The sequence below is a fragment of the Pseudoalteromonas sp. CH_XMU1449-3 genome (assembly GCF_037027245.1).
Lineage (GTDB): Bacteria > Pseudomonadota > Gammaproteobacteria > Enterobacterales > Alteromonadaceae > Pseudoalteromonas > Pseudoalteromonas shioyasakiensis.
The window spans coordinates 1-24,882 of the sequence record NZ_JAYMDY010000003.1 but is presented as its reverse complement, the minus strand read 5'-3'; the positions used below and the strand labels follow the sequence as shown (position 1 = coordinate 24,882).

Here is a 24,882-nt window from a genome sequence, read left to right as displayed (position 1 = left end):
GGGTATCGCTCCGCTCGACCCAACCTACCTGGAAATTGAATAGGTCGAATGCTGAGAAGAACACTCGACCTAAATAACTCCACAAATCGGCTGAAATCTAATATCTGACCTCTAAAGACTAGAAACCAGCGATTTCAAATCGCGTCCTAGCGCCTAGAACCCAGAGCTCGCCTATGACGCGGGATAAACCCGCTGCTACATGGGTTTCGGCTAAGCCGTTTCGTTTAGCAACGAATTAAAGCTGTCGTTGTCGTGTAGGCTGGCAAACGCGCTTTCGTGTAATAGCTCGTTACGTAGGTTAGGAGAATACTCAAGGGCCATACGAATATCAGCCATTGCATCGGCGTGTTTGTGAAGTAATGCATATGCACAAGCACGTTGCCAGTATGCGTAGCCGTAGTCGCTATCAATTTCTAATGCTTGATTACAAAGCTCGATAGCTTCACCTGTTTCGTTAATTTCTAACAGTGCATCTGCTTTATAGGCAATGGCTTCTACGTCTTCTGGTTTACGTTTTAAGATCTCGTCAAAAATCTCAATCTTATTCGCAACATCGCTTTCTAAATTGGCACGCATCCATAAAGAATGAACTTCATTGGTGATTGAGATCTTTTGTTGGTTTAATAAGATCTCTTCAGATCGCTCACGTAGCTTTTCTTCTAGTACTTTTAGGCGCTCTTCGTATTCTTGTGTGATCGCACTAACACGTGAGTTTACAATGTCTTCTACTTTGTTTTTCACATCACGCAGTGAATTCCAACCGACTAAAACCAAAATTGACGCGGTAATCGTAATAATGAAAAACACATTATTAATGGTGTCGGTTGTATAAGTTAATGCACGGTCGGCAGTATCTAGCTGCGTATGAGTAACTTGTTTTGTCACATCTTCGCGCAGTTTTTGTTGGTCTTGGCGCACAGCTTTTAATTCATCAAGAATATAGCGCTCTAACAATGGCTTATACATAGGTTCTTGAAGCTTATCGAGAGCTTGTTGTTGCTCTGCTTCGGTTAAAGCTGGGCGGTTTTCTGGCTCATTTTGAGCTGCTGCAAATGTACTAAAGCTCATTAAAAAAGTGATTAAAATTAAGGTATAACGCATGACATATTAATTTTTAGTGATTTCTGAGGTAACTGTAACATGCGTGAGCATTGTGGACTAGGCAAAAAAAAGCCAGCTCGGGGGAGAGCTGGCCAAACTGCTTAAACAACATAAAGTCGTAAGGGGTATCAACAGGAGTTAGGTACAATATACCCATTTTAATCTGAACAACTACTTAATACTTAATGAGTTTTTAAAAACTTATATTCGTTCTGTCAGAATCACAATGTTCGTCTAGACTTAAGGAGTCGTAAAACTAAAAGGTGAGAGTATGCGCCAACAACTAGTCCAACTGCTGTATGGAGTATCAATTTCTTCTGATCTTGATAGTGGCAATGTTGAATTAGCTGAACGCTTAATTCTGAATGCTGTACTTGATGGCCTAGAAATTGGCCGAGCAGGGATCTGGCTGTTAAATGAAGAAAACACCGCAATTGAATGCCGGTTACTACTCGATAGAGAAAACGGCAAAGAAATCCAAATGTTAGTGCTCCCACGTGATGCATACCCAGCCTATTTTAAAGCACTCGACACCCAACGTACGATTACTGCCGAAGATGCTCATACCGACCCTGCTACGTATGAATTTAGCGAAAGTTACTTAACACCTCTTAACATAGGTGCAATGCTCGATGCGCCAATTCGATATAAAGGAAAAATGATTGGTATATTTTGCTGTGAGCACATAGGTGGAACAAGGCAATGGACAGAAGACGAATGTTCATTCATCGGTGCTTTGGCTGATCTTTATGGCAGAGCCTTGTCTGCACAAGAAAACGAACGCATCAATGCAGAACTTGAGCGTGCCAATCAACATCTAGAACAACGTGTTGCAGAACGAACGCGTACGCTTGAAAAAACTTTATCTGAACTGACCGCGATGCAAGAAAAGCTCATTGAAGCCGAAAAAATGGCTTCACTGGGTAATCTTGTTGCGGGTATTGCCCATGAGGTTAATACGCCGATTGGCATAGCAGTCACAGCAAATAGTTCGGCAAAAGATAAGCTAAATATGCTTAATAAACACATAGATTCAAATACCTTAACAAAAGCGGCCCTACTTGAAGGCATGAATCATTTAAACGAGTGTATCAAAATATCGTTTACCAACCTTGAGCGGGCCGCAAAGCTCATCAGTGACTTTAAACAAACGGCGGTTGATCAATCATCGCTTAATTTACTCGAAACCAACATTAAAGATTACTTTGAAAATATTTTACATAGCTTAATGCCACTTACACGAAGTCATAATGTTGAAGTAAACATCAACTGTGTTGATGACTTTTCGCTTATAACTGTTCCGGGGGCGCTTAGCCAAATATTCTTAAATCTTGTAAATAACAGCTGTGTACACGGGTTTGTTGGCCGTGAGCAAAACCGCATAGATATCGCTGTAAGCATCGATAACGACACCAATAGTTACACCATAACCTATAAAGACAACGGTCATGGCATGTCCGAAGATGTAATGTACAAGGTGTTTGAGCCATTTTTCACTACCAAGCGAGGCAATGGCGGTAGTGGTTTAGGTATGTCGATAGTTTATAACCTTGCAACGCAAGCGCTGCAAGGCGAAGTGAGCATCGATAGCAAACCTGATAACGGCGTTACTGTCACCTTCAAATTGCCGCAAAAGCTCACATAACTAATTAATATTTATACAAGTTGTTGGCTAAATAATCTGGTGACTGGGTAATAAAATTAAAAATTAATCAGTTTGCTTAGCAAGGCAAGAAATATCAGTGCATTCGTTGTCTTGGCAAAATTGTTTAATACGTTTTTTAGAATATAAATAATTAATGCTCAATGGTGTGATTAACAGCGCTAGCCAAAACAACACCGAGCTTCTAAAGGTTAGCCCCACAAGCGATGCGACTACCAGCCCTGTTAACATCAAGATAGGTAAATTGGCGATAAAAAAGTTAATGCTTAGTTGTCTAGCAACGTCAGGATTAATAGTTTTCATAAGGGCTACTCGCTGTTTAAAAATACTCTTATAAAATGGACGGTTTTATAAAATGAATCAAATCAGATTTTTCTATCGGTGCAATCGATTTAAAACTATGTTCTGGATCTAGCTTTATTAAAGTACAACTCCTATAGTTTTAAACAGCAGGAACTTATTCGCTATTAGTTATTCATAACTATTAGAAAATCTCTCTTTATGACGAAAGGGATAAAAGCGCATTTTAGCATTTCGTCATATTTTTAGCTTATGAGGAGCACATAATGAGTAATGGAAAAACGGGCCAGTGCCCGGTAATGCATGGTAGTAACACTGTCACCGCTCAATCAAATATCGACTGGTGGCCAAACGCGCTCAATTTCGACATTCTTCATCAACACGACAGCAAAACGAATCCTTACGGCAAAGACTTTAATTACGCAGAAGCATTCAAATCTCTTGACCTTGAAGCCGTTAAAACCGATTTAAAAAACCTAATGACCGAAAGCCAAGAGTGGTGGCCAGCTGACTGGGGCCATTACGGTGGTTTAATGATCCGTATGGCATGGCACTCAGCGGGTTCATACCGTTTAGAAGATGGCCGTGGTGGCGGTGGTACAGGTAACCAACGCTTTGCGCCATTAAATTCATGGCCAGATAACGCTAACTTAGACAAAGCACGTCGCTTACTTTGGCCAATCAAAAAGAAATACGGTAATAAGCTTTCTTGGGCAGATTTAATGATCTTAGCCGGTAATATGGCATATGAATCAATGGGTTTAAAAACCTTTGGCTTTGCCGGTGGCCGCGAAGATATTTGGCACCCAGAAAAAGACGTTTACTGGGGCGCTGAAAAAGAATGGTTAGCACCTAGTGATGAGCGCTATTCAAATGTAGCTAAACCAGACACCATGGAAAACCCATTAGCAGCGGTACAAATGGGCTTAATTTATGTAAACCCAGAAGGGGTGAATGGCAACCCTGATCCGCTTAAAACGGCTGAACAAGTTCGCGAAACATTTGCCCGTATGGCAATGGATGACGAAGAAACTGCAGCGCTTACAGTCGGTGGCCACACTGTGGGTAAAACCCATGGTAATGGTAGCGAAGAAAACGTAGGCCCTGAGCCAGAAGCAGCTGATGTATTTGAGCAAGGCCTTGGCTGGAACAACCACAATTCACGTGGTATTGGTCGCGATACCATGACGTCGGGCATCGAAGGCGCATGGACAACTCACCCAACTAAGTGGGATAACGGCTATTGCTACTTACTGCTTAACTACGAGTGGGAACTTAAGAAGAGCCCGGCAGGTGCGTGGCAGTGGGAACCAATCGATATTAAAGAAGAAGACAAACCAGTTGATGTAGAAGATCCATCAATTCGTTTAAATCCTATTATGACCGACGCCGATATGGCGATGAAGATGGACCCAACCTATCGTAAGATTATCGAGCGTTTTAACGATGATTTTGAATACTTTAGTGATGTGTTTGCACGTGCATGGTTCAAACTAACGCACCGTGACTTAGGTCCTAAATCACGTTATTTAGGTGCCGATGTACCAAGCGAAGATCTGATCTGGCAAGATCCGATCCCAGCGGTTGATTACACCTTATCAGATAGCGAAATTAGCGAACTTAAAACCAAGCTACTTAACTGTGGTGTCAGCCAAGCAGACTTAATCGCAACAGCATGGGATAGCGCCCGTACTTATCGTGGTTCAGACCATCGCGGTGGTGCAAATGGCGCACGTATTCGCCTAGCACCGCAAAAAGATTGGCAAGGTAACGAGCCTGAGCGTTTAGCTAAAGTATTAAGCGCACTCGAGTCAGTACAAGCGGGTTTAAGCAAACCAGTAAGCCTCGCTGATTTAATTGTTCTGGGTGGTTCAGCTGCGGTTGAACAAGCTGCAAAAGCGGCGGGTGTTGATATAACCGTGCCATTTGCGCCGGGTCGTGGTGATGCCACAGACGAGATGACAGATGCAGACTCGTTCGACGTACTTGAGCCAATTCACGATGGATTCCGTAACTGGTTGAAGAAAGACTATGCGGTTTCAGCAGAAGAGCTAATGTTAGAGCGTACGCAATTAATGGGCTTAACAGCACCAGAAATGACCGCCCTTGTTGGTGGTATGCGTGTACTAGGCACTAATCATGGCGGCTCTAAGCATGGCGTGTTTACAGATAATGTAGGTACACTTAGCACAGACTTTTTTGTAAATCTAACTGACATGGCTTACACATGGAAGCCAACAAGCAATGGTCTTTACGATATTGTTGAGCGCAATACAGGTGCAACTAAATGGACAGCAACGCGTGTTGATTTAGTGTTTGGTTCAAACTCAATCCTACGCTCATACGCAGAGTTTTACGCACAAGACGACAACAACGAACGTTTTGTAAAAGACTTTGTCGACGCATGGGTGAAAGTAATGAACGCCGACCGCTTCGATATTTAATTTAAAATTCCGTTAAGTACAAAGGCCACACAGTTTAACTGTGTGGCCTTTTTTATTTAGAGAAGTTAGCGAGTTACAAGGGGAAAGGGGAAAGTTACGAGGGGAAAGAGTAAAGTTACGAGTAACGAGTAACGAGTAACGAGGTTCGAGATGCGAGATGCGAGATACGAGATACGAGATACGAGATACGAGATACGAGATACGAGGTAGCAGCGATTTTACATCGCGTCCTAGAACCTAGCGCCCAAAACCTAGCACCTAGAACCTAATGTCTTCACCGTAGGCGCGAAACTTGTTTCGCGCGTCTGATCGCTGAAGGCTGACAGCTGACCGCTTCTATACGTTGGGTATCGCTCCGCTCGACCCAACCTACTCAGAAAATGAAAAGGTCGAATGCTGAGAAGAACACTCGACCTAAATAACCCCACAGATCGACTGACATCTAACATCTGACCTCTAACGACTAGAAACCAGCGATTTTACATCGCGTCCTAGAACCTAGCACCCAGATCCTAGCGCCTAATGTCTTCACCGTAGGCGTGAAACTTGTTTCGCGCGTCTGATCTGAAGGCTGCAAGCCCCTTTACTTTTCAATCCCTAACCAATAACTGTTTTGGTATATGTTTTCTTCAATTTCTTTATCGCTGTAGTTATAGATACGCTGCCAAAACAGGCGGTCGAAAATGAATTTATCTGCTTCTTTATGAATAATTTTAAAATTAATTAAAGAGGCATATAAATTTTCATCATCGCCTAACACCTCATCCTTACAGCTAGAGTAATCAAATGCACTTGGGCACTGAGACATCATTGCAAAACTGATACTGTTATCAGCTTCAAATTGCCAATAGGTATTTGGCGTAAAGTTAGCTCTGTTTTCGAGGCCATATTGGTCAGCGTAATAGAAGCTGCCTTTACCATCATCATTTATAAACCAGTATGTTTTCAGGCTGCCGCTGGTGTAGTCTTGACGTAAGTAGCTAAATAGGTGCTTATAGTCATCAAGAGTGATGGTTGAATCATCAATCACTTCTATAAATTCATACCCTAAGCGAGCCTGACGCTCTTCTTTATTTCGCTCGCGCACCATGAGAGTTTTACCATCAGGTTGAGTGAAAAATTGTAAGCGGGTATCTAGGCCATTGCCGGTTACCTTAACGGTGTCGCCATTATTGTCTAAGTTGTAATGCCACTTGAACGAGTCGGTACTTATAGGCGTATTGAATGTTACCGTTGCAGTGTCGGCGGCAGTGATAGTGAAAAATGATGGTAAATAACGAAATGTTAGGCCTTCACCTGTATCTGAATTTTTATTATTTAAGCGACCAGTATACGTTTTACCCACTTCAAGCTCAGGAACCGCAATCGGTGTCAGTTTTTGTAATGCAACAACCGATGTTTGCATTTTCATAGCTTCAGTTAGCTCTTCTGATTCAACAATATTCGCAGCGTCAGCTTCATCATGATAGCTAAGAACATGTTGCAGTTTTAGAACCACAAAATCATCGAACTGCGCAACTACTTCGGCATTAACGAGGTTAAGGTCAAACTCTACATTCACCTCGTAGCCTTCTTTATTTAGCTGATTTGCATAGCTATTCGTAATAAATTTGTCGCCATTAATCGCTAACGATTTACCTTCTAAGGTCGCCGAAAACTCTGCATAAGGGAATGATGTGGTACTGCCTGAAGCAGTTGGAATATAGCTTGCAATCGATACTTCAAAATAGCTTTCTTCACCTTCGGTGTTTAAATGATTCACCATGTGAAAAGTATTGTCGTCCATATCAACATAATACGCAGAGCTAAGCTCTGTATTTGATTTATAAAGGGTAACTACTTCGCCTTTATCGGTCGAAACATTAAAAAGCTCAACACGAATAGCATCATCGCGCTTAGCCAACACTTCCATTTCAAGAAGGGCTTGTTGATTACATTCATGCAAGCAATCAATCGCTTGGGTATTTAGTGCAATAACATCAGGGTTCGACCAATCAAAACGACTTAACTCACCATTTTGAGCAATCACACCAGTGTCTTCAGTGGCAAACGAAAGCTGCACACTACCATCGCTTGATTGCCAGTTACCCATAACTTCGCTATTGCTAAGCTCAATAGGTTGCCATGCTGCACGGTTTTCGGCGACATTAACGATTAGGGTATATTGATTACTCGCTTTACCATCAGAGACTTCTAAAGTAAAAGCGTGGTTGGCTACTTCGAATAAGCTTGGCTCTGCACGAAAAGTTACTTGATTACTGCTGGTGGTTACAGTCAGCCACTCTGGTTTATCAATAATCGTTGTTGTCACACTGTCGTTTTGCTCATCTTTTAAATCAACAACTAAATTAGTTGATTCAAGCGCTTTGGCTGAGAGAGTGAGTGAGCCAGACAGCGTCGGTGCAGTATTTTGCTCTACTTTTACATCTGACGTTTTATCTGTAGATGAACCGCCACCACAGGCTGTTAGCGCCAGAGTCAGTGCCGATACGCTGAGGAGCTTTTTCATTTAGGTCCCTTAAATTTATTGTTCTATTAAAGTCAAAGAAATTTAAGTTACCTAAAATGGGTAATTCAGTAAAGTGAATATGTAACTGAACGTAAACAAAAAAGGTGAGCTAACTTGCTCACCTTTTCGAAGAAGGGGTTATTGCGCTTGTTGCGCAACATGGTCCATATATTCGTCAAACGTGCCCTGAAAATCGATAAGCTGTTGATCTTTTATATCGATGATCCGAGTCGCTAAAGACGATACAAACTCACGGTCGTGGCTCACAAAAATCAGCGTGCCTTGGTAATCTTTTAATGCGTTATTGAGTGCTTCAATGGCTTCCATATCCATGTGGTTGGTTGGCTCGTCCATAATGAGCACATTGATGTCTTGCATCATTAACTTACCAAACAATAGGCGGTTCTTTTCACCACCCGAGCAGTTACGAGCTTTTTTATTAGCGTCGTCTGCGGTGAATAATAAACGGCCTAACATAGCACGAACCATTAAATCGTTGTGCTTAGCGGTGCGCCACTGTGACATCCAATCAAATAAAGTTAAGTCGTTATCAAAGTCTTTACTGCTGTCTTGCGGGCAATAACCAATGCTGGCATTTTCAGACCACTTAACCACACCTTCGTTACTTTGTAATTCATTCACTAGGCAACGTAATAGGGTGGTTTTACCAACACCGTTTTCACCAATAACTGCAAGCTTAGCACCGGCTTCAAGTAATAACTCACCACCGCTGAACAGAGTTTCGCCATCAAAGCCATGACCTAACTTAGTAAGCTCTAATGCTTGGCGATACATTTTTTTGCCTTCGTCAAAACGAAGTGATGGGCTAATACGGCTTGACGCTTTTACCTCATCAAGCTTAATTTTATCCATGCGCTTAGCACGAGAGCTAGCTAATTTTGCTTTTGATGCGTTAGCACCAAAGCGGTTTACGAACTCTTGTAGCTCGTCAATTTCGGCGCTCTTCTTTGCGTTTTCAGCAAGTAGCTGTTCGCGTTGCAAGCTTGAGGCTTCGATCCACTTTTCATAGTTACCAGGGTAAATTCTTAGCTCACCGTAATCGATATCGGCCATGTGTGTACATACCGAGTTTAAGAAGTGACGGTCGTGCGAGATAATAATCATCGTACACTTACGCTGGTTAAGCTCGTTAGCTAACCAAGTGATGGTGTGAATATCAAGGTTATTGGTTGGCTCATCAAGAAGCAAAATATCAGGGTTTGCAAATAGCGCTTGTGCTAGCAGCACACGTAGTTTCCAGCCCGGTGCAACATTTGCCATTAAGCCGTAATGAAACTCTTGCTCAATACCCGCTTGGATCAAAATTTCTTCTGCGCGGCTTTCTGCTGTGTAGCCATCCATTTCAGCAAAAACGCTTTCAAGTTCAGCGACTTTCATGCCGTCTTCTTCACTCATTTCTGGCAGAGAATAGATACGGTCGCGCTCTTGTTTAACTTTCCAAAGCTCTGTATCACCCATGATCACCGCATCAACCACAGTGTATTGCTCAAACGCAAACTGATCTTGGCTAAGCGTACCTAGCTTTAAACCCGGTGCAATCGACACATTGCCAGAGGTTGGCACAAGCGCACCACTTAGAATTTTCATAAAGGTCGATTTGCCGCAGCCATTCGCGCCAATTAAACCATAGCGGTTACCGTTACCAAACTTAGCTGAAATGTTCTCAAACAGAGGCTCTGCACCAAATTGCATGGTGATATTTGCGGTTGAAATCAACGAATTGTTCCTAGAAAAATACTGACAGGGTTATGGGCGCAGCAACTGCGAAAATAAACAAGCAATAGGGTAAATAATAGGCCGCGGATTATACAGATCAGCCCCTAATAACGCTATTAAAAAAGAGAAAGTTTCAAGGGGAAAGTTAGCGAGTTAGAAAGAGTAAAGGGGAAAGGTGCGAGATGCGAGGTGCGAGATGCGAGGTAGCAGCGATTTAACATCGCGTCCTAGGGCCTAGATCCTAGAACCCAGAACCTAGCATCTGATGACGCGGGATAAACCCGCTGCTACACGTAGGCGTGAAATTTGTTTCGCGCGATCAAAATTAAAATGATAATGCTTTGTCTAATGCACCTTTAAAGCGTTCAAAATCCTCGATGTGAGGAAGGTGGCCAATATCGTCTAATTCAATTAATTGCGATTTTGGGATCATATTTGCCGCGGCTTTGCCTAATTTATCGTAACGGCCAAGCTCATGGTCAACATTTGCTTTTTTCCAGTTGCGGCCAGGGCCAGTTCTATCGCGGGTACCTATAATTAAAGACACAGGCATGTTTAACTGATCAAACTCCGTTACGACTGGTTGCGTAAAAATCATATCGTAGGTTTTAGCATTAACCCACGCCATATGCTTATGGTCAGGGCCTTGAATTTGACCACTAATAAAATGGGTTAATTGCTCGTAAGAGCTATTCCATTTACCGTCGTAATAGTTTTTCTTCTGGTAAGCAATAACCTTTTCAGGTGTTTTAGCTAATTCATTTTTAAAGAAAAAATCAGTGTCTTTGTATTGCACATAATTTAAATAGTTCTCTAAACCAATTGGGTTTAGCAAAATGAGTTTACTAACTTGGCTAGAAAACATCAGGCTGTAACGGCTTGCTAGCATGCCGCCCATTGAGTGGCCAAGTACAATGGGGTTTTCAATATTTAAAGATGACACTAGCTGATGAGTGTTATTGGCTAATACAGCAAACGAAAATTGATAATCGGCGGGCTTTGATGATTTACCAAAACCAATTTGATCTGGGATCAATACACCATAGCCTTTGCTATTAAGGTACTTGGCAGTATTGGTCCAATAATGACCGTTAAAGTTTTTGCCATGCATGAGCACAACGGTTGGCATATTATTACTTGGTCTAAGGTAAGAGTAAGCCATTTTTAATGGCGTATTTTGTGACGAAAAATTAAAAAACTGTACAGGTAAGTCGTATTGATAATTGCTTAACTCAGCATCAAAACTAAGAGACTGCTCTTTAGCGGCTAGGTTTGCAGAAGACCATAAAACAAGTGCTGAGACTAACAGTATGCGTAAAAACATCATTATCCTTTCTCAATATGCTTAAAGAATATTCAGCCTAGCATCCTAAATAAAAATTTATAATACAAATACGATTAAATACTAAAAGAAGTTAGCAAGGTACGAGTTATAAGTTTCAAGCTACAAGGGGAAAGAGTAAAGGGGAAAGGTGCGAGTAACGAGATGCGAGGTAGCAGCGATTTTACATCGCGTCCTAGAGCCTAGCACCCAGAACCAAATGTTTCTCCCGTAGGACTGGCTTTAGCCGGGAAATGTTTTAAGTTAGCGAGTTTTAAGGAGAAAGAGTAAAGGGGAAAGAGTAAAGGGGAAAGAGTAAAGGGGAAAGTTACGAGGTAGCAGCGATTTTACATCGTGTCCTAGCGCCTAGCGCCCAAAACCTAGGGCCTAGCACCTAATGTCTTCATGCGTCCGAGGGCTTACGGCTGAAAGCTCTTGTTTTGTCGCAACTCGATTCTCGTTACTCGTACTTAATCCAACTTACTAAAATCAACTTCTGGCAGGCTTTCAAACCCTGGGCGAGCGAAGAAATACCCTTGCATTAAACTTACGCCGGCTTGGCGCAACCATTGATACTCTTCAACTGTTTCAATGCCTTCGGCAAGGGCGGTGATGTTGAGCTCTTCAAACATAGCAATACAATGGTTCACTATGATTTGGCGTGCTTTATTTAGGTGAATATCGCGTATCAGCTCCATATCGAGCTTAATAATATTGCTCTGAAAATCAGCCAATAAATTTAAACCCGAGTAACCCGAGCCAAAGTCGTCGGTTGCGGTAATAAACCCGAGTGATTGGTAATACTCAACAACTCGTTTGATGTGCGTACTGTCTTCAACCTTTTCAACCTCGGTAAATTCAAACATAATTTGTTCTACCGGAAAGTCATATTGCTTAGCAGCTTCAAGGGTTGTTCTAATACAGCGCTCAGGTTTGTAAATCGCGTTAGGTAAAAAGTTAATACTCAAAATAGAATCAAGCTTCAGCTTAGCTGCAAGCGAAATAGCTTTAATACGGCAAAGCTGGTCGAAGGTATAACGGTTCTCATCGTTCACTTGTGAGATAACAGAATAAGCCGACTCATTATTGGGCCCTCTAACTAATGCCTCATAGCCAAAAATATGTTTATCGGTGCAATCAATAATTGGCTGAAAAGCCATTGTAAAATCAAAACCAAGTTCTAATTTGTCTTTACAGTTATTACAACCTGTTGGCTGGCAATGAGTTTGCTTGTCGTGCATGCTTACCTCAGACTTAAGTCTACTTAATACATAATAGTGCTAGTAAATTGCCAATTGTGCAATGTTGTTGAGTTAAAAGTATAAAATCTCGCACCTCGCACCTCGCACCTCGCACCTCGCATCTCGCATCTCGCATCTCGTCTCTCGCACCTCGTCCCTCGCACCTCGTAACTACTACCTTCTTCCTCCCTCCAACTAACTTCTAATATCCATTCTAAAATCGTTGATTCTTAGCATCTAAAATCACATTTCATCCTTTGCGTTACCTAGCTTTAATGGTATTTTAGCGCCAAGCAATCTTGCCAATATAAAGGAAGTAAAATGGCATCCAAAACCGTCGAATACTACAACCAAAATGCGCAAGCATTTGTTGATGCCACACTCGATGTAGACCTCAATGAACTTTACGACGAATTCTTACCGCTGATCCCAAAAAAAGGCGCTTTACTCGATGCCGGTTGTGGCTCTGGCCGCGATGCTTTCATCTTTAAAGAGCGTGGTTATAGCGTAGATGCATTCGATATCAGCCCAGCTATGGCAAAGCTGGCGTCAGAATACTTAAACCAAGACGTAGCAGTAAGCAGTTTTCTAGAGCTAAATGACGTTGCCAAATACGACGGCATTTGGTGCTGCGCAAGCCTTATTCACGTAGCAAAAAACGACTTAACCGACGCATTCAATAACCTTGCCCGCGCATTAAAGCCACAAGGTATCGTGTATGTATCGTTTAAATACGGCGACGGCGAGCGCGAACACAACGGTCGCGAATTTACCGACCTAAACGAACAAGCCCTTGAGAGCATTATTAAAGGCACAGACCTGTTTATCCTCAAGTCATGGCAAAGCGCCGACCAACGTCCAGAGCGTGCCACAGAAACATGGCTAAACGCTATTCTGCATAGAAGAACGATATAGTCGTTTGGCTGTGTAATCGAAGTTCAAATACCAAAAAGGTCGGCAATTGCCGACCTTTTAGCTTTAGTAATTAAACTCTTTTGCATCAAATTCACTTCTGCGTTCTTGCAGCGTTAATAGATGTCTTTTTGAATTCCATTTATTGTTTCTTGGGTTTTATACTCATTTATAGTCTTAACTTAAAACACATATCACCATTGTTTTTAAAGCAATTTTAATGCTAAATTAAAGCCTACAAAGCCAAGGAATAAAAAGGCACTGAATGTCTGCCAGCACACCTAATTATTACAATAACAACGCGCAAAACGTTTCTTACTTAAGACCTAATAATTACAAAGTGAAATGTTAAGTGAATAGCTTTAACGAACATCGGCAATTACAAAGTAATACGCAACAGCTTATTACAGGCGATAATGATCCTCTTTTACCAAATCTAATTTATGCGATAAATAATGCTACCGAGATAGAAATTACGGTCTCTTTCATTCAACCTAGTGGCCTAGATTTATTATTTGACCCACTAAATGAAGCCTTACAAAGTGGTGCATCAATCAAGCTACTGACCTCAGACTATCTTGATATCACTCATCCGAAAGCTTTAAGAAAATTGATGCTATTGGTTGATCGTGGAGCAGATGTTCGCATTTACCAAACAGGTAATCAGCAAAGCTTTCATATGAAGTCATATATTTTCGTTAAAACAAACAAAAATAGCGAAATTACTTCTGGGTGTGCCTTTATTGGCTCAAGTAATATTAGCAAAAGTGCACTCACCAAAGGACATGAGTGGAACTTTAGACATGATTATATGCAGCCAAAAACAAGCCAAGCAGCACTGCAGTTTATAAGTATTCGTAATGCTTTCGAATGCATTTTCAATCATGAGTCTGTCATAAACCTAAGTCATGAATGGATTGACAGTTACATAGCTAGGCGCAAAACACAGCAGTTAGTAGCGGTTAGTAATGGTGATACTGCGGAACATGTTATTGAACAAGTCGATCTTAAAGCGCCAAGAGCAGCTCAAATAGAAGCGCTTCAAGCGCTAGCGGCTACTCGTCAAAAGGGCTTTAGACGTGGATTAGTGGTATTAGCAACGGGAATGGGTAAAACGTGGTTAAGTGCATTTGATGTTAAGCAATTCAAAGCTAAACGTGTATTGTTTGTCGCACATCGTGAAGAAATACTTTTACAAGCACAAAGAACATATGCCGAGTTGCTACCGCTTTCAACAGGGTTTTATAATGGTAAACAACGTGAGAAAAATGCAGAGTGTTTGTTTGCTTCAATTCAAACTATCGGGCGCAGTAATCATTTAAAGCAATTTGCACCAAAGGCGTTTGATTATATCGTTGTTGATGAGTTTCACCATGCTAGTGCACGTGTTTATCGTCAGCTATTAAACTATTTTGAACCTCAGTTTTTACTAGGTTTAACTGCAACACCAGAACGTACTGACCAAGCAGATATTTTAGGGTTGTGTGATAATAATCTTGTCTTCGAGAGAAACTTAACACAGGGAATCGATGAAAAAACTTTAGTGCCTTTTCATTACTACGGCATTTGGGATGAAAACGTGAACTACCAAGCCATTCCTTGGCGTAATGGTAAATTTGATCCTGCCGCACTTGAAAACAAATTTGCGACGCAAAAACGTGCTCAACATGCACTTATACAATGGCAGCGATACAAACAAAAACGCACTTTAGGTTTCTGTATTTCTACAAAGCACGCGGACTACATGGCTGATGCGTTTAATAAATCAGGTGTGAAAGCATTAGCAGTCCATAGTCAATCAAAAGTACGACGAAATGATGCACTTCAACAGTTAGAGCAACATCACGTTGAAGTACTATTTACCGTTGATTTGTTTAATGAAGGTACAGACTTACCAAGCATTGATACTATTTTAATGCTACGACCAAGCGATTCTAAGATACTATTTTTACAGCAACTAGGGCGTGGTTTGCGAACCATAGAAGGGAAAACTCATTTAGTTGTGCTCGACTTTATTGGTAATCACCATAGTTTTTTAAATAAGCCTTATGCATTACTACATGAAACTAATCCTAGCGGTGTAGTGAAAAAGCTTAAAAAACCAAATCTTGCTGAAGGTTGTTTTATAAATATCGATTTAAAGGTCACTAATTTTTGGCAACAACTCGCTAAAGCTCAACGAACTACAGCACTTGAAGACGTATCCCAACTTGCAGAGACACTTGGGCATTTACCGACTTTGAGTGAGTTTTACTTTGAGTATGGCAATATCAATAAGGTAAACAGTATTTATTCTAGCTGGTTTGAGTTAATAGCCAAAACACACGATATTGATGCTCAAGCGCAAAAAGATGCGGCAGAACTAGCCCCATTTTATGAGTTTTTGAACAAAGGCATACAAACAACCAATATGACTAAATGCTTCAAAGCCATTTTCCTCAAGGCTTATGTAGCATTAAATGGTTTTGCTAACCCTCCAACTGTCGCTGATCTTGCGGCTATGAGTTCAAAAGAATTGGCTCGGTTTCCTAACTTAAAACAGCGCGACTTACCTATTAAAGAGCAACAAGCTGAAGCTTATTCACAAACTTGGCAAAGCTATTGGCGAAAGAATCCGGTTAGAGCTTACACCAATAAAAACAAAGACGGTACGCAATGGTTCACATTAGAAAATGACACTGTGAAAGCAACGTTTGAAGTACCCAAAGATAAACTTGAATTATTAAATAATGCAGTAATTGAGTTGGTTGAATTCTGCTTAGCTAAATATAGCCAACGACTAAAATCAAATACGCCTGTGGTTGGAGAAGAAAAAGTACAACCCTCTGATAATGTTAGTGAGCTAGAGTTCAGACACCTTGATGACTCATTACACGAAAAAGTTAACGTGCTAAAAATACCTTATTTCCCAAATATTAAAATTGCCTGTGGGCATTTTAAAACAGGGGATGAAAACGATATGGAATTGATGAGTGCGCCACTTGGCGCTGGTAAGATCGACCCTGAAGTACATTTTTTAGCCCGCGCATCGGGCGATTCTATGAATGGTGGTAAGCATCCAATACTCGATGGCGATTTACTGTTACTGGAACTTATAACACCAGAAAAAGCGGGTTCGTTACGTGGTCAAATAGTCGCGATTGAGCGAGATGATGTAGGTGGCGAAGGCCAGTATTTACTTCGTAAAGTTAATAAGTTACCCAACGGAAAATATGAGCTAATTGCTTTAAATCCAGATTATAAGGTAATGATTGCTGATGAAAGTATGCGAACGTTCGCACGCTTTAAACAAGTAGTGCAAGAGTAAATTAGATTTTGCATTTATTTAGTATCGTTATCTTTTAGAGAGGCGGCTTTTACATGGATTTTGATAGTAAACCTCTATTCGTGGTTTTACCAGATTGCTGGCGGCAACCAAGGGGCGAATACCGCCGTCCGCCCCTTGGAACCCCACGGCGCCCCTAGGAACACACTGAATCCTCAAGTTAAAAATTGATGTGAACGTAAACGCCGTGTAATCGCCATCCATGGCGAAGTCACGGCTTAACTTGCATCCATGCAAGTGATTACTCATCAATTTTTTCCTTTCGGGTGTGTTCACGGGGATTGGAGTGTGCTGGTAGGTTGGTGTTTATGAATAAAGGCGGTAATTTACCTCTCCCATTTAAGTCGTATTGCTTGTGAACTCAAGGGAGTTCATTACTCGTAGATTGTTTAGGAGTTATTTTCTTCGTAATTACTTGTGGGAAGTATAATATATCGCCTGCATAAACTTTGACTACAACTGATGGAGAAAGTCATGGTTGAAAGTAAATATATTATCGAGTCTATTTTTATATTTATTAAAAAGCATCACTGGCAATTAGCCTTGTTCGGTTATTCAATCATCATTAAACGACAGCTTTCAAATAAATCATCTAATTCGGTAAAATCAAATCCGTGAGTGAAAGCCGTTTTTTGTTTTAATCTGCGCCATTTTCTTAACTGACCTCGTCCACAATATTTGGCTATTTTTTCGATTGCATCGTCAATATGCTCATTACTTTCTTTTGCTGCGCGTATTAGCATTATTCTTTTTACACTCTTCAGGAAATCTTTTGTATTAGATTGCGGGCCTGTATTGGGTATGTGAAGCGTAGCTATTTGAGCTTTTGAAGTTTCAAATAGTTTGAGGAAATTGTCTCGACCTCTAATTTTAAAAGCTAAAATAGGGTTGTCTTCTGCCAAGTCAGCTAATTTTTCATTAAGAGCTGGTATTACGCTCTCAGAAAGGTTTTCCTCTATAGAGGCTAGTTGCTCTTTGAATTTGCACTCAATGAGTTTAAGCACAGCCTCCTCTGATGGGTTATTTTCTTCTGTAGGAGTAAATGAATTAAATTTTTTGGCTGCATATTCATAATACTCTTTAACGACTTCATCGATTGGTAAAGTTTTTAACCTAATTGCGTGACGAACCTCAAGCAAATGGAATAAGACTTTTTTTGCATTTCTTTTACTATCTCTGCGAGATCTATAAAAGAAAGCAACAGCGCCTGTTAATGCTATTATGAGAGCTACAGTAGCTGTAATTAGAGCTGAGATGATTTTAGTGTCTTGTAAAAAAGCTTCCATTTATAATTCCTATATAAAACTTATAACTAATCACCCAACCGCCAACTTCCCTGCCTCATGCCACATTTCACATGGCATGGGGTTTGTTAGCTCCCAAGTAATATTCATTGGTTGGCTGCCATTGTGGCTTTGGTATTTAACCTCGCCATAGTTAACGAATCCCATTGTTCTACCGTTTTCATCTTTGCTTTGTTCACGCACAAACAACAAGATGGTTTTGCCAGTTTGTTGGTGCTGAATGTAGCTTAGGCCGCGGCCGTGTTCTGGTCGTGCGCTGTTTTGCGTTTGCCAATGAAACAGAGTAGGGCTGATTGCATAGTCATGGTATAGCGTTGTTGGCGAATAGGTTTTTTCGCATTTATTGAGGGTTACAAAAAGTAATTCTAAATTTTGTTTTTTGAACTCTAATACGCCTTCGCGTGCAGTTGATTTTTTATCAAACGTATGAGCACCAAATGCAGCTAATATTTGCTGGCGTGTATAACGGCTGTGTAATTTTATTGCGTGATTTGGGAGACACGTTAAATCACTTTCTTGTTGGTGAATACGGTTTATTAAAAGCGTAATCACTTCTGATAACTCATGTTGTAATAGTGGGTTTTTTAGTGCTTGTAAGCTTTGTTTAATAGATTTAAACCCCAGATTTGTGCCGGTGTTATCCCAAAAATTGTAATGAGCCATTAGAGCGTATTGTTGATTTTTAGGCGTTACTTCAATGCTAAAGTCGCTGTTACATAAATCGCGTAAAAAGCTCAAATAGCTCAGTGAGTTGCAACTGAGTAATTGAGTGTTGATTGCACGATAATACGCAGCGTAAATATCTACTTGATCTACTGGTATTTCATCGCCTTTTAACCAGTGCCAGCCACCGAGCTTATTTTCCTTCGGTTTATAAATATCTTCTAACGTCACTTGAGGATTTATGGATAAAAAGTTACTTAGAGATAGTTGGGCGTTAGTATGTTGTGAATAGCTACTTATAAGCTGTTGCAAGCGCCTTTTACTATTAGTTGCCTGTTGAATATTACGCAAAATTGCTTTTTGGGTATGTTCTTGTAGCTCTATACTGCAACCCAACGGCAAATGCGGAAAATCATTTTCTATTTCGGCTTTTATTGACTGGTTAGTTTTGCCAATTAGAGCTCGAAACTTATTAGCAAAGTCATACTCTGGGCGAGCGTTACCAACAAAATCGAGAACGGTGCAGCATTGTTTTTGGCTATTGTCAGGTAAGCGCAGGCCCCGTCCTAACTGCTGTAAAAATAACGTTAGGCTTTCTGTTGGCCGTAAAAAAAGCAGAGTATCAACTTCAGGGATATCGACCCCTTCATTAAAAATATCTACTACACAGAGGATCTTTATTTCACCTCTTCTAAGCGCCTGTTGTTTGTGATTTCGCTCATGAGTATTTTTACTAGTAAGTACGTCTGCACTTATACCTGCAAGGTTAAATTTACTAGCCATAAATTCAGCATGATCTTGGCTAACACAGAATGCTAAGGCTTTAATTGTGTGAATATTTGTGGCGATTTCATTGAGGCACGATATGATTCTATTAGCGCGGTTGTTTTCCCCTGTGTAGAGCTTACTTAATTCGCTAATATCATAACGACCGCCACGCCAAGTTATTTTGCTTAAATCTATATCATCATCAAGCCCAAAGTATTGGAATGGGCATAGATGGCGTTGGTTTATTGCTTCTGGTAAGCGGATCTCTGCAGCAATTACACCACAGAAATCTTCCAAAATATTTGCACCATCTTGCCTTTCTGGTGTGGCAGTTAAGCCTAATAAAATGTTTGGTTTAAAGTGGTTAAGAATACCGCGGTAACTTGCTGCGCTTACGTGATGTACTTCATCGATAACAATGTAATCATAAAAATCAGCGCTCAACTTCATGTTGTCTATTTGATTATTAAGAGTCTGAATTGAGGCAAATAACTGGTTGTATCTTTGAGGTTTATAGTTACCGACCCAAAGCTCACCGAAATCGTTATTTTTTAGCACACCACGATAGGCGCTTTGTGCTTGAGTGAGGATCTCTTCTCGATGCGCGACAAATAAAAAATTGGCATTTGGCTTTTTCTCATACACGTTTTTAAAATCGAATGCCGATATGATGGTTTTGCCAGTGCCTGTTGCAGCCACCACTAAGTTTCTAAATCGATCGTGAACACTTCGTTCAACACTTAGTTTTTCTAAAATAGCTAATTGATGAGTTTTTGGTGTGATATCAAAATAAAACTGGTTACTTGGTTGGCCTTTACCACGCTGCTCATTCAGTGAGTTTATTAGCTTTTCTTTGCATTCAACTTTGCCGGTAAATAATTCAAAATCTGGCGACTGCCAATAGGTTTCAAAGGTGCTTTTGGTTTTAGCAATAATATGCGGTATTTCTTGCGCGGTGATTTTTAAATTCCACTCGAGGCCGCTGGTGAGTGCTGAATGTGATAAGTTTGATGAACCAATGTAGCCTGTATGAAAACCTGTGTTACGCATAAATAAGTAAGATTTAGCGTGTAAACGTTCTTGTTGATTGTTGTAGCTTAGTTTTACTTCTGTGTTGGGTAAGCTAGCTAAGAACTCAACTGCTTTAGCATCTGTTGCACCCATGTATGAGGTGGTGATTACTTTTAGCTTATTACCTTTTCTTGTAAAGGCTTCTAGCTCACTTTTAAATATCCGCAGTCCAGTCCATTTGATAAATGAAACGAGCCAATAAATGGTATCAGCTGATTTAATTTCTCTTTTAAGCTCAGTCTCAAGAGATAGGCCAGCATTTGCGCCACTAAATAGCTCACTTTGCGTAAGACCTGTTAGTGGGGAAATGCTGTTTGAGTAGTCTTTGAGATTAGTTGCTACAGGGTTTTCTGTATTGAATAGAGCTGTAAGTATTTTACCTTGGCTATCTATGAGGTTTTCATTGATTAGCTCATCGTCTTTAATATGATCTTTAAGCCATAAAACTAAGTTATTAGCTAAATCAATTTGCTCGCTTAATCGATCTTTAGAGTGGGGGATTGCATCAATCGCATGTGCGACTAGCTTTCCTAAAAATCGAGCTAACCAAGTTGCGGCTTCGGCACATTCTAGTTGGCGTTCTCCTACATAAAATTGCTTACGATCTAAATTCTGCTCAATCACTTGAGTAATAAGCTGCTCGTAAATGCCAACCTGTTCCATAAACCACTCCCTGTTATTTACAGCCAGTTTACTGAAATAGCTAATGAAAACAAGAAATAACTCATTGTTCAGTTGCAGGCGATTGCTGAGGTTTTCCCCGTGTTCACACCCGAAATTGAATTAATTATGAGTAATTTACAGCATGGATGCTGTAAAAGGCCTAGCTTGGCCACGGATGGCCTATCTACGCTGTTTACGTTCATTTAATTTATTCAAATTGAGGGAACAGTGTGAACCTCGGGGCGCCGAGAGATTCCAAAGAGAAGTCGGCGTTTACTTCTCTTTGGTTGCCGTCGCCAACGCGACATTATTAAATAATTGATGTATAAAGAGGGAGTTAACAGAACAAGGATCTGAAATGGATAACTTCATAGCACAAGGACTCAGCCTCTTATTTGTAATAGGAGGAATATATTCAATATTAGGTGTTATTTTTTTAAGAGTATGGCTTCATCAGAAGCAAGCCAAGTTACCTGTAGATCGAAAAAAATTTACTCGAGTAGCCGCACAAACACTTAACGATCAAGTAAACGATAAGGTCTTTAATGTTGTTGGTTACATAGGTTTAGCTACATTGATCATTACAATGCCGTTTGCCCTCAAAGGGATTACCGAAATGTTGGCAAGCGGTCAATTGAACTACTTTTTTATAGTTGTAATTATTGTCGGTTTAATTTACACCGCCAGAAAATCGTGGTTTGAATCAGACCAGTTAATTAAACTAAAACTAGGACGAGACGCTGAGTTAGCTGTTGCATCTGAATTAATTGAGCTTCAATCTCATGGGTATCAAATATTTCATGATATTCAAGCTGATGGGTTTAATATTGATCACTTAGTTATTGGGCCTAATGGTGTTTTTGCGATTGAAACAAAAGGAAGGCATAAGCGCGTTAAAGATGATACAAACTACAAAGTCCGATTCGAAAATAATCTACTTGCCTTTCCATCTTGGAGTGAAAGCAAGCCAATTGAACAAGCAAAAATACAAGCAAATTGGGTTTATAAATGGTTAAGTGAAGCAACTGGTTTTCAAACAAAAATAACCCCAATATTGTGCTTTCCAGGTTGGTTTATAGAGTTGAAGCAGCGACCACCATTTCCTATTGTTTCCCATAGACAGTTAGCAAAAACTATATTGTCGATGCGCCAAAACCAAATAGATGGAGCTATGCAAAAAGCTATTTGCTATCAAGCTGTGCAAAGAAGCTTAAATATTTCTAAGGTTTAATTGATAGAGACTAAATTTAATGCTTAGTTTGAGTAGGCACTTTGCATCGAAAGTTTTATAAAGCAATTGTTTTAGCTAGCTTTTATCGAATAAGTACCTCCCTAGCTAACACATAGGGAGTAATTACAACCAAATTACACAGATGTAATGTTATGAATAAATGGATTTTATCTCTCGCTATTTTGCTTGTGAGTTTCAACGCGGTTGCTGAAGAGCAATATTCAAAAAGTCGCTGCGATAACATTGAGGCTGAGCGCGAGGGCATTCGTAAGAGAATGAATCGTAGCTACACGGCTAGGCAAGGTGAACGTTGGAATCAGCGTTTAGATGAGCTTTTTACGCTGTTGGCGAGACACTGCAAACACCCAAAAAGAAGTTCTGGTAATGGCGGTAATTATACGTATCGCTCGAACCCTACCGCACTTTTAAACACCAAAGTACATAACTCTACGGTGTATTCAAATTCATATAATGACGATAAAAAGCGCCATGCTTGGGGGCAATTTTATCAATTACCTGATCGCTGTAGAGCGAAGAATATTCAGCAAGCTGATTTTGTATGGTGTAGCGAAAATAAAGCTGAGCAAAAGGCGCTATTTGAATCTACTTGGAGTGGTAAAGCTAAAGCAGACTATAAAGATATTGTTATTACTGTAAAGCCAACCATTACAGAAATAAATACAAACAAAGCCACAAGCAAAGTTGCAATAAAGAGCCCGATAACCGAGCCACCAATTCAGCAAGCTTCGCCGCCTTTAGATGAGAGTGTTGGTCCGCAATCTACAAAGTTGAATGGCCTTAAAATTTGGCAATTAGCCTTGGCTGGCATTGCGGCCATGTTGTTTGTGTTTGGTCTTTATCGTTGCTTTAAAGATTGAGTTGTTAAACGGGCTAAAGCCCGACCTACAATGCCTCGCAACTCGCAACTACAGTTTCAACACCTCTCCTTGCAAGCTTGGTGAGTCTGCAATACAGGTTTGGAGTTGTTCTATCAACAACTGGGCATTCGCTGATGGTGTGCGTGAATGTGGCCAGAGGGCGTAAATTTGCCTTGCGGGAATACTGTGGGGGGAGTCGATATAACTAAAGTTGCAGGTGTCTTCTATGCAGCAAATTTCGCTCATGGGTAGTAAGCCAATGCCATAGCCTGCTTCAACCATTTTTCTGGCGATTGTAATATCAAAGCAAAAGCTTATATGTTCATACTCGGTTTTTAGTTTGTTAAGTAAGCCGCTGGGGAGTTGTGACTCTGAATAGGGCAGTATCAGCCTTGATGTTGGGGCATCTTTCTTTTTAATCAGCTTTATTGCGATCATGCCTAGGCGCTTTTGAAAATAACTTGAATCTTGTTGTTCGCCAATGCGAATGGCTAAGTCAAAACGTTTTTGGCTTAGTTGGCTGTTGGCATTACTTGGGTAAATGTGGAGGTTTAGCGCAGGGTTTGCCATCGCAAACTGATTAACGGCCCCTATCAGTGGGCCCGCAATGATGTTTTGTGGGCACAAAAGGTAAAACTCTTTTGCGGCGGGCGAGTCATTTAATTGCTCAAGCTGGCTGTTAAGAGCAAGCACTTGTTCGCCTAACTCGTTATACAGTGATTCGCCTTTGGCGGTTAACACAATGCCTCGGGCTGTGCGTTGCAGTAATGGCTCAGCGAGTTTTTCTTCTAACGCCTGAATGCGCCTTGATAGGGTCGATAGATTCAGTCCTAAATCTTTTGCTGTTTGGCTCATGCTTTTACGGCGCGCTATTTCAATAAATAAATGCAGATCATCCAGCATACGACTCCCTCAATCTTAGTTTGCATTTTTGTGACTGTTGCCACTTGCCCTGTGCAAATATAGTAACGCCAAGGAGGACATATGAAAATTCATTTTACTTTTACTGCGGCATTTTCGTTTTTAATGTCGTTTTTACTTTCGGCATGGGTCACTTATGTCAACTTAGGGCTAAGCGATACATTTTTTCTGAGTTGGATGAAGGCATTTGCCAATGCATGGCCTGCTGCGTTTGTGGTGGCTTTTACGGTTGCCCCACCAATTCGGGCATTGGTTTTAAAGTTATTTAGTAAGGAGTCAGTATGATTAATATCGTGGCAAAAATTACCCCAAAGGCGGCATTATTTGACGACTGTAAAGGGCGTTTACAGGGCATTTTAGCAGCCACTCGTGCAGAGCCTGGTTGTAATCGTTTTGAGTTGTTTGCGAGTAAAGAGCAGCGTTGTTTGTTTTTAGTTGAGCAGTTTGAATCGCAAGCCGCCCTTGATGAGCATTATGCTCAGCCTTATACCAAAGCGGTATTCGCGTTTTATGAAAATGCCTTGGCAGAGCCGGTTGAGGTAGAGAAGGTGGAGATGTGTTGAGAGAAAAGTTTGCGAGATGCGAGGTGCGAGGGGAAAGGAGCTAGGCTCTAGGCACTAGGTGTCAGTCGAACTGTTGGGTTGTTAAGGTCGAGCGTTCTGCTGTGCAATAACAACCTTGTAGGAGGTCTTGTAGGAGATGTATGGACTCCTCCCCCAAATAGGGTGAGTACGGTATAAAGAGATTGAACATTTACTTTTACCAATAAGGAATCCATACATGTCAAAATTTAACCTAATTAGCATCGACTTGGCAAAAAATGTTTTTCA

General features: G+C 40.8%; 17 protein-coding genes. 8 read left to right on the top strand and 9 right to left on the bottom strand.

Annotated elements, in window-relative coordinates; genetic code table 11:
• Positions 1-210: 210 nt before the first annotated feature.
• Positions 211-1,101 carry a tetratricopeptide repeat protein gene (locus tag WA256_RS05035; RefSeq protein WP_063529509.1) on the bottom strand — a complete coding sequence of 297 codons (891 nt, stop codon included), beginning with the start codon at positions 1,099-1,101 and terminating at the stop codon, positions 211-213.
• Positions 1,102-1,372: 271 nt separating this feature from the next.
• On the opposite strand from WA256_RS05035, the gene WA256_RS05030 reads away from it, so the two are divergent.
• Complete coding sequence (locus tag WA256_RS05030) at positions 1,373-2,746, top strand: GAF domain-containing sensor histidine kinase (protein WP_335989434.1); 1,374 nt, start codon at positions 1,373-1,375, stop codon at positions 2,744-2,746.
• A 63-nt stretch (positions 2,747-2,809) separates the two neighbouring features.
• Here WA256_RS05030 and WA256_RS05025 read toward each other — a convergent pair whose 3' ends face one another.
• Positions 2,810-3,067, bottom strand: coding sequence for a hypothetical protein (locus WA256_RS05025; RefSeq protein WP_058584436.1), 258 nt, complete (start codon positions 3,065-3,067; stop codon positions 2,810-2,812).
• Positions 3,068-3,330: 263 nt separating this feature from the next.
• Here WA256_RS05025 and katG point away from each other — a divergent pair, with 263 nt between their 5' ends.
• Positions 3,331-5,508 carry a catalase/peroxidase HPI gene (gene katG, locus WA256_RS05020; RefSeq protein ID WP_269408578.1) on the top strand — a complete coding sequence of 726 codons (2,178 nt, stop codon included), beginning with the start codon at positions 3,331-3,333 and terminating at the stop codon, positions 5,506-5,508.
• 583 nt (positions 5,509-6,091) lie between these two features.
• Here katG and WA256_RS05015 read toward each other — a convergent pair.
• The 4 genes from WA256_RS05015 to WA256_RS05000 all read right to left on the bottom strand — a co-directional run bounded on the left by WA256_RS05015 (position 6,092) and on the right by WA256_RS05000 (position 12,316).
• The gene (locus tag WA256_RS05015; RefSeq protein ID WP_335989430.1) at positions 6,092-8,017 is read right to left on the bottom strand and encodes a hypothetical protein; all 1,926 of its coding nucleotides are present in this window, start codon (positions 8,015-8,017) and stop codon (positions 6,092-6,094) included.
• A gap of 138 nt (positions 8,018-8,155) precedes the next feature.
• On the bottom strand, positions 8,156-9,754 hold the full coding sequence (locus WA256_RS05010) for an ABC-F family ATPase (RefSeq protein WP_335989428.1): 1,599 nt from the start codon (positions 9,752-9,754) through the stop codon (positions 8,156-8,158).
• Between the two features lie 325 nt (positions 9,755-10,079).
• Entirely contained in the window at positions 10,080-11,081 is a 1,002-nt protein-coding gene (locus WA256_RS05005; RefSeq protein ID WP_335989425.1) for an alpha/beta fold hydrolase, read from the bottom strand.
• 464 nt (positions 11,082-11,545) lie between these two features.
• The gene (locus tag WA256_RS05000) at positions 11,546-12,316 is read right to left on the bottom strand and encodes an EAL domain-containing protein (RefSeq protein ID WP_058584440.1); all 771 of its coding nucleotides are present in this window, start codon (positions 12,314-12,316) and stop codon (positions 11,546-11,548) included.
• Between the two features lie 321 nt (positions 12,317-12,637).
• Between WA256_RS05000 and WA256_RS04995 the strand changes: the two genes are divergently transcribed.
• Both WA256_RS04995 and WA256_RS04990 read left to right on the top strand, forming a co-directional pair.
• Complete coding sequence (locus WA256_RS04995) at positions 12,638-13,231, top strand: class I SAM-dependent methyltransferase (protein WP_138618976.1); 594 nt, start codon at positions 12,638-12,640, stop codon at positions 13,229-13,231.
• A 349-nt stretch (positions 13,232-13,580) separates the two neighbouring features.
• Positions 13,581-16,535 carry a DEAD/DEAH box helicase family protein gene (locus WA256_RS04990; RefSeq protein ID WP_335989420.1) on the top strand — a complete coding sequence of 985 codons (2,955 nt, stop codon included), beginning with the start codon at positions 13,581-13,583 and terminating at the stop codon, positions 16,533-16,535.
• A 569-nt stretch (positions 16,536-17,104) separates the two neighbouring features.
• Here WA256_RS04990 and WA256_RS04985 read toward each other — a convergent pair.
• Together WA256_RS04985 and WA256_RS04980 are read right to left on the bottom strand one after the other, a co-directional pair.
• Positions 17,105-17,839, bottom strand: a complete 735-nt coding sequence (locus WA256_RS04985; protein ID WP_250660744.1) for a hypothetical protein — start codon at positions 17,837-17,839, stop codon at positions 17,105-17,107.
• 30 nt (positions 17,840-17,869) lie between these two features.
• Entirely contained in the window at positions 17,870-21,022 is a 3,153-nt protein-coding gene (locus WA256_RS04980) for a DUF3427 domain-containing protein (RefSeq protein WP_335989416.1), read from the bottom strand.
• Positions 21,023-21,380: 358 nt separating this feature from the next.
• Here WA256_RS04980 and WA256_RS04975 point away from each other — a divergent pair, with 358 nt between their 5' ends.
• Positions 21,381-22,253, top strand: a complete 873-nt coding sequence (locus WA256_RS04975; RefSeq protein ID WP_063703968.1) for a nuclease-related domain-containing protein — start codon at positions 21,381-21,383, stop codon at positions 22,251-22,253.
• 152 nt (positions 22,254-22,405) lie between these two features.
• Complete coding sequence (locus WA256_RS04970; RefSeq protein WP_335989413.1) at positions 22,406-23,131, top strand: hypothetical protein; 726 nt, start codon at positions 22,406-22,408, stop codon at positions 23,129-23,131.
• A gap of 48 nt (positions 23,132-23,179) precedes the next feature.
• On the opposite strand, the gene WA256_RS04965 is transcribed toward WA256_RS04970, so the two are convergent.
• Entirely contained in the window at positions 23,180-24,034 is an 855-nt protein-coding gene (locus WA256_RS04965; protein WP_335989411.1) for a LysR family transcriptional regulator, read from the bottom strand.
• A gap of 81 nt (positions 24,035-24,115) precedes the next feature.
• On the opposite strand from WA256_RS04965, the gene WA256_RS04960 reads away from it, so the two are divergent.
• Both WA256_RS04960 and WA256_RS04955 read left to right on the top strand, forming a co-directional pair.
• Positions 24,116-24,337: a DUF2798 domain-containing protein gene (locus WA256_RS04960; protein ID WP_058584444.1), complete on the top strand. Its 222-nt coding sequence runs from the start codon at positions 24,116-24,118 to the stop codon at positions 24,335-24,337.
• The gene (locus tag WA256_RS04955; protein ID WP_335989408.1) at positions 24,334-24,615 is read left to right on the top strand and encodes a putative quinol monooxygenase; all 282 of its coding nucleotides are present in this window, start codon (positions 24,334-24,336) and stop codon (positions 24,613-24,615) included. Before WA256_RS04960 ends, WA256_RS04955 begins: the two co-directional genes overlap by 4 nt.
• Positions 24,616-24,882: the final 267 nt, after the last annotated feature.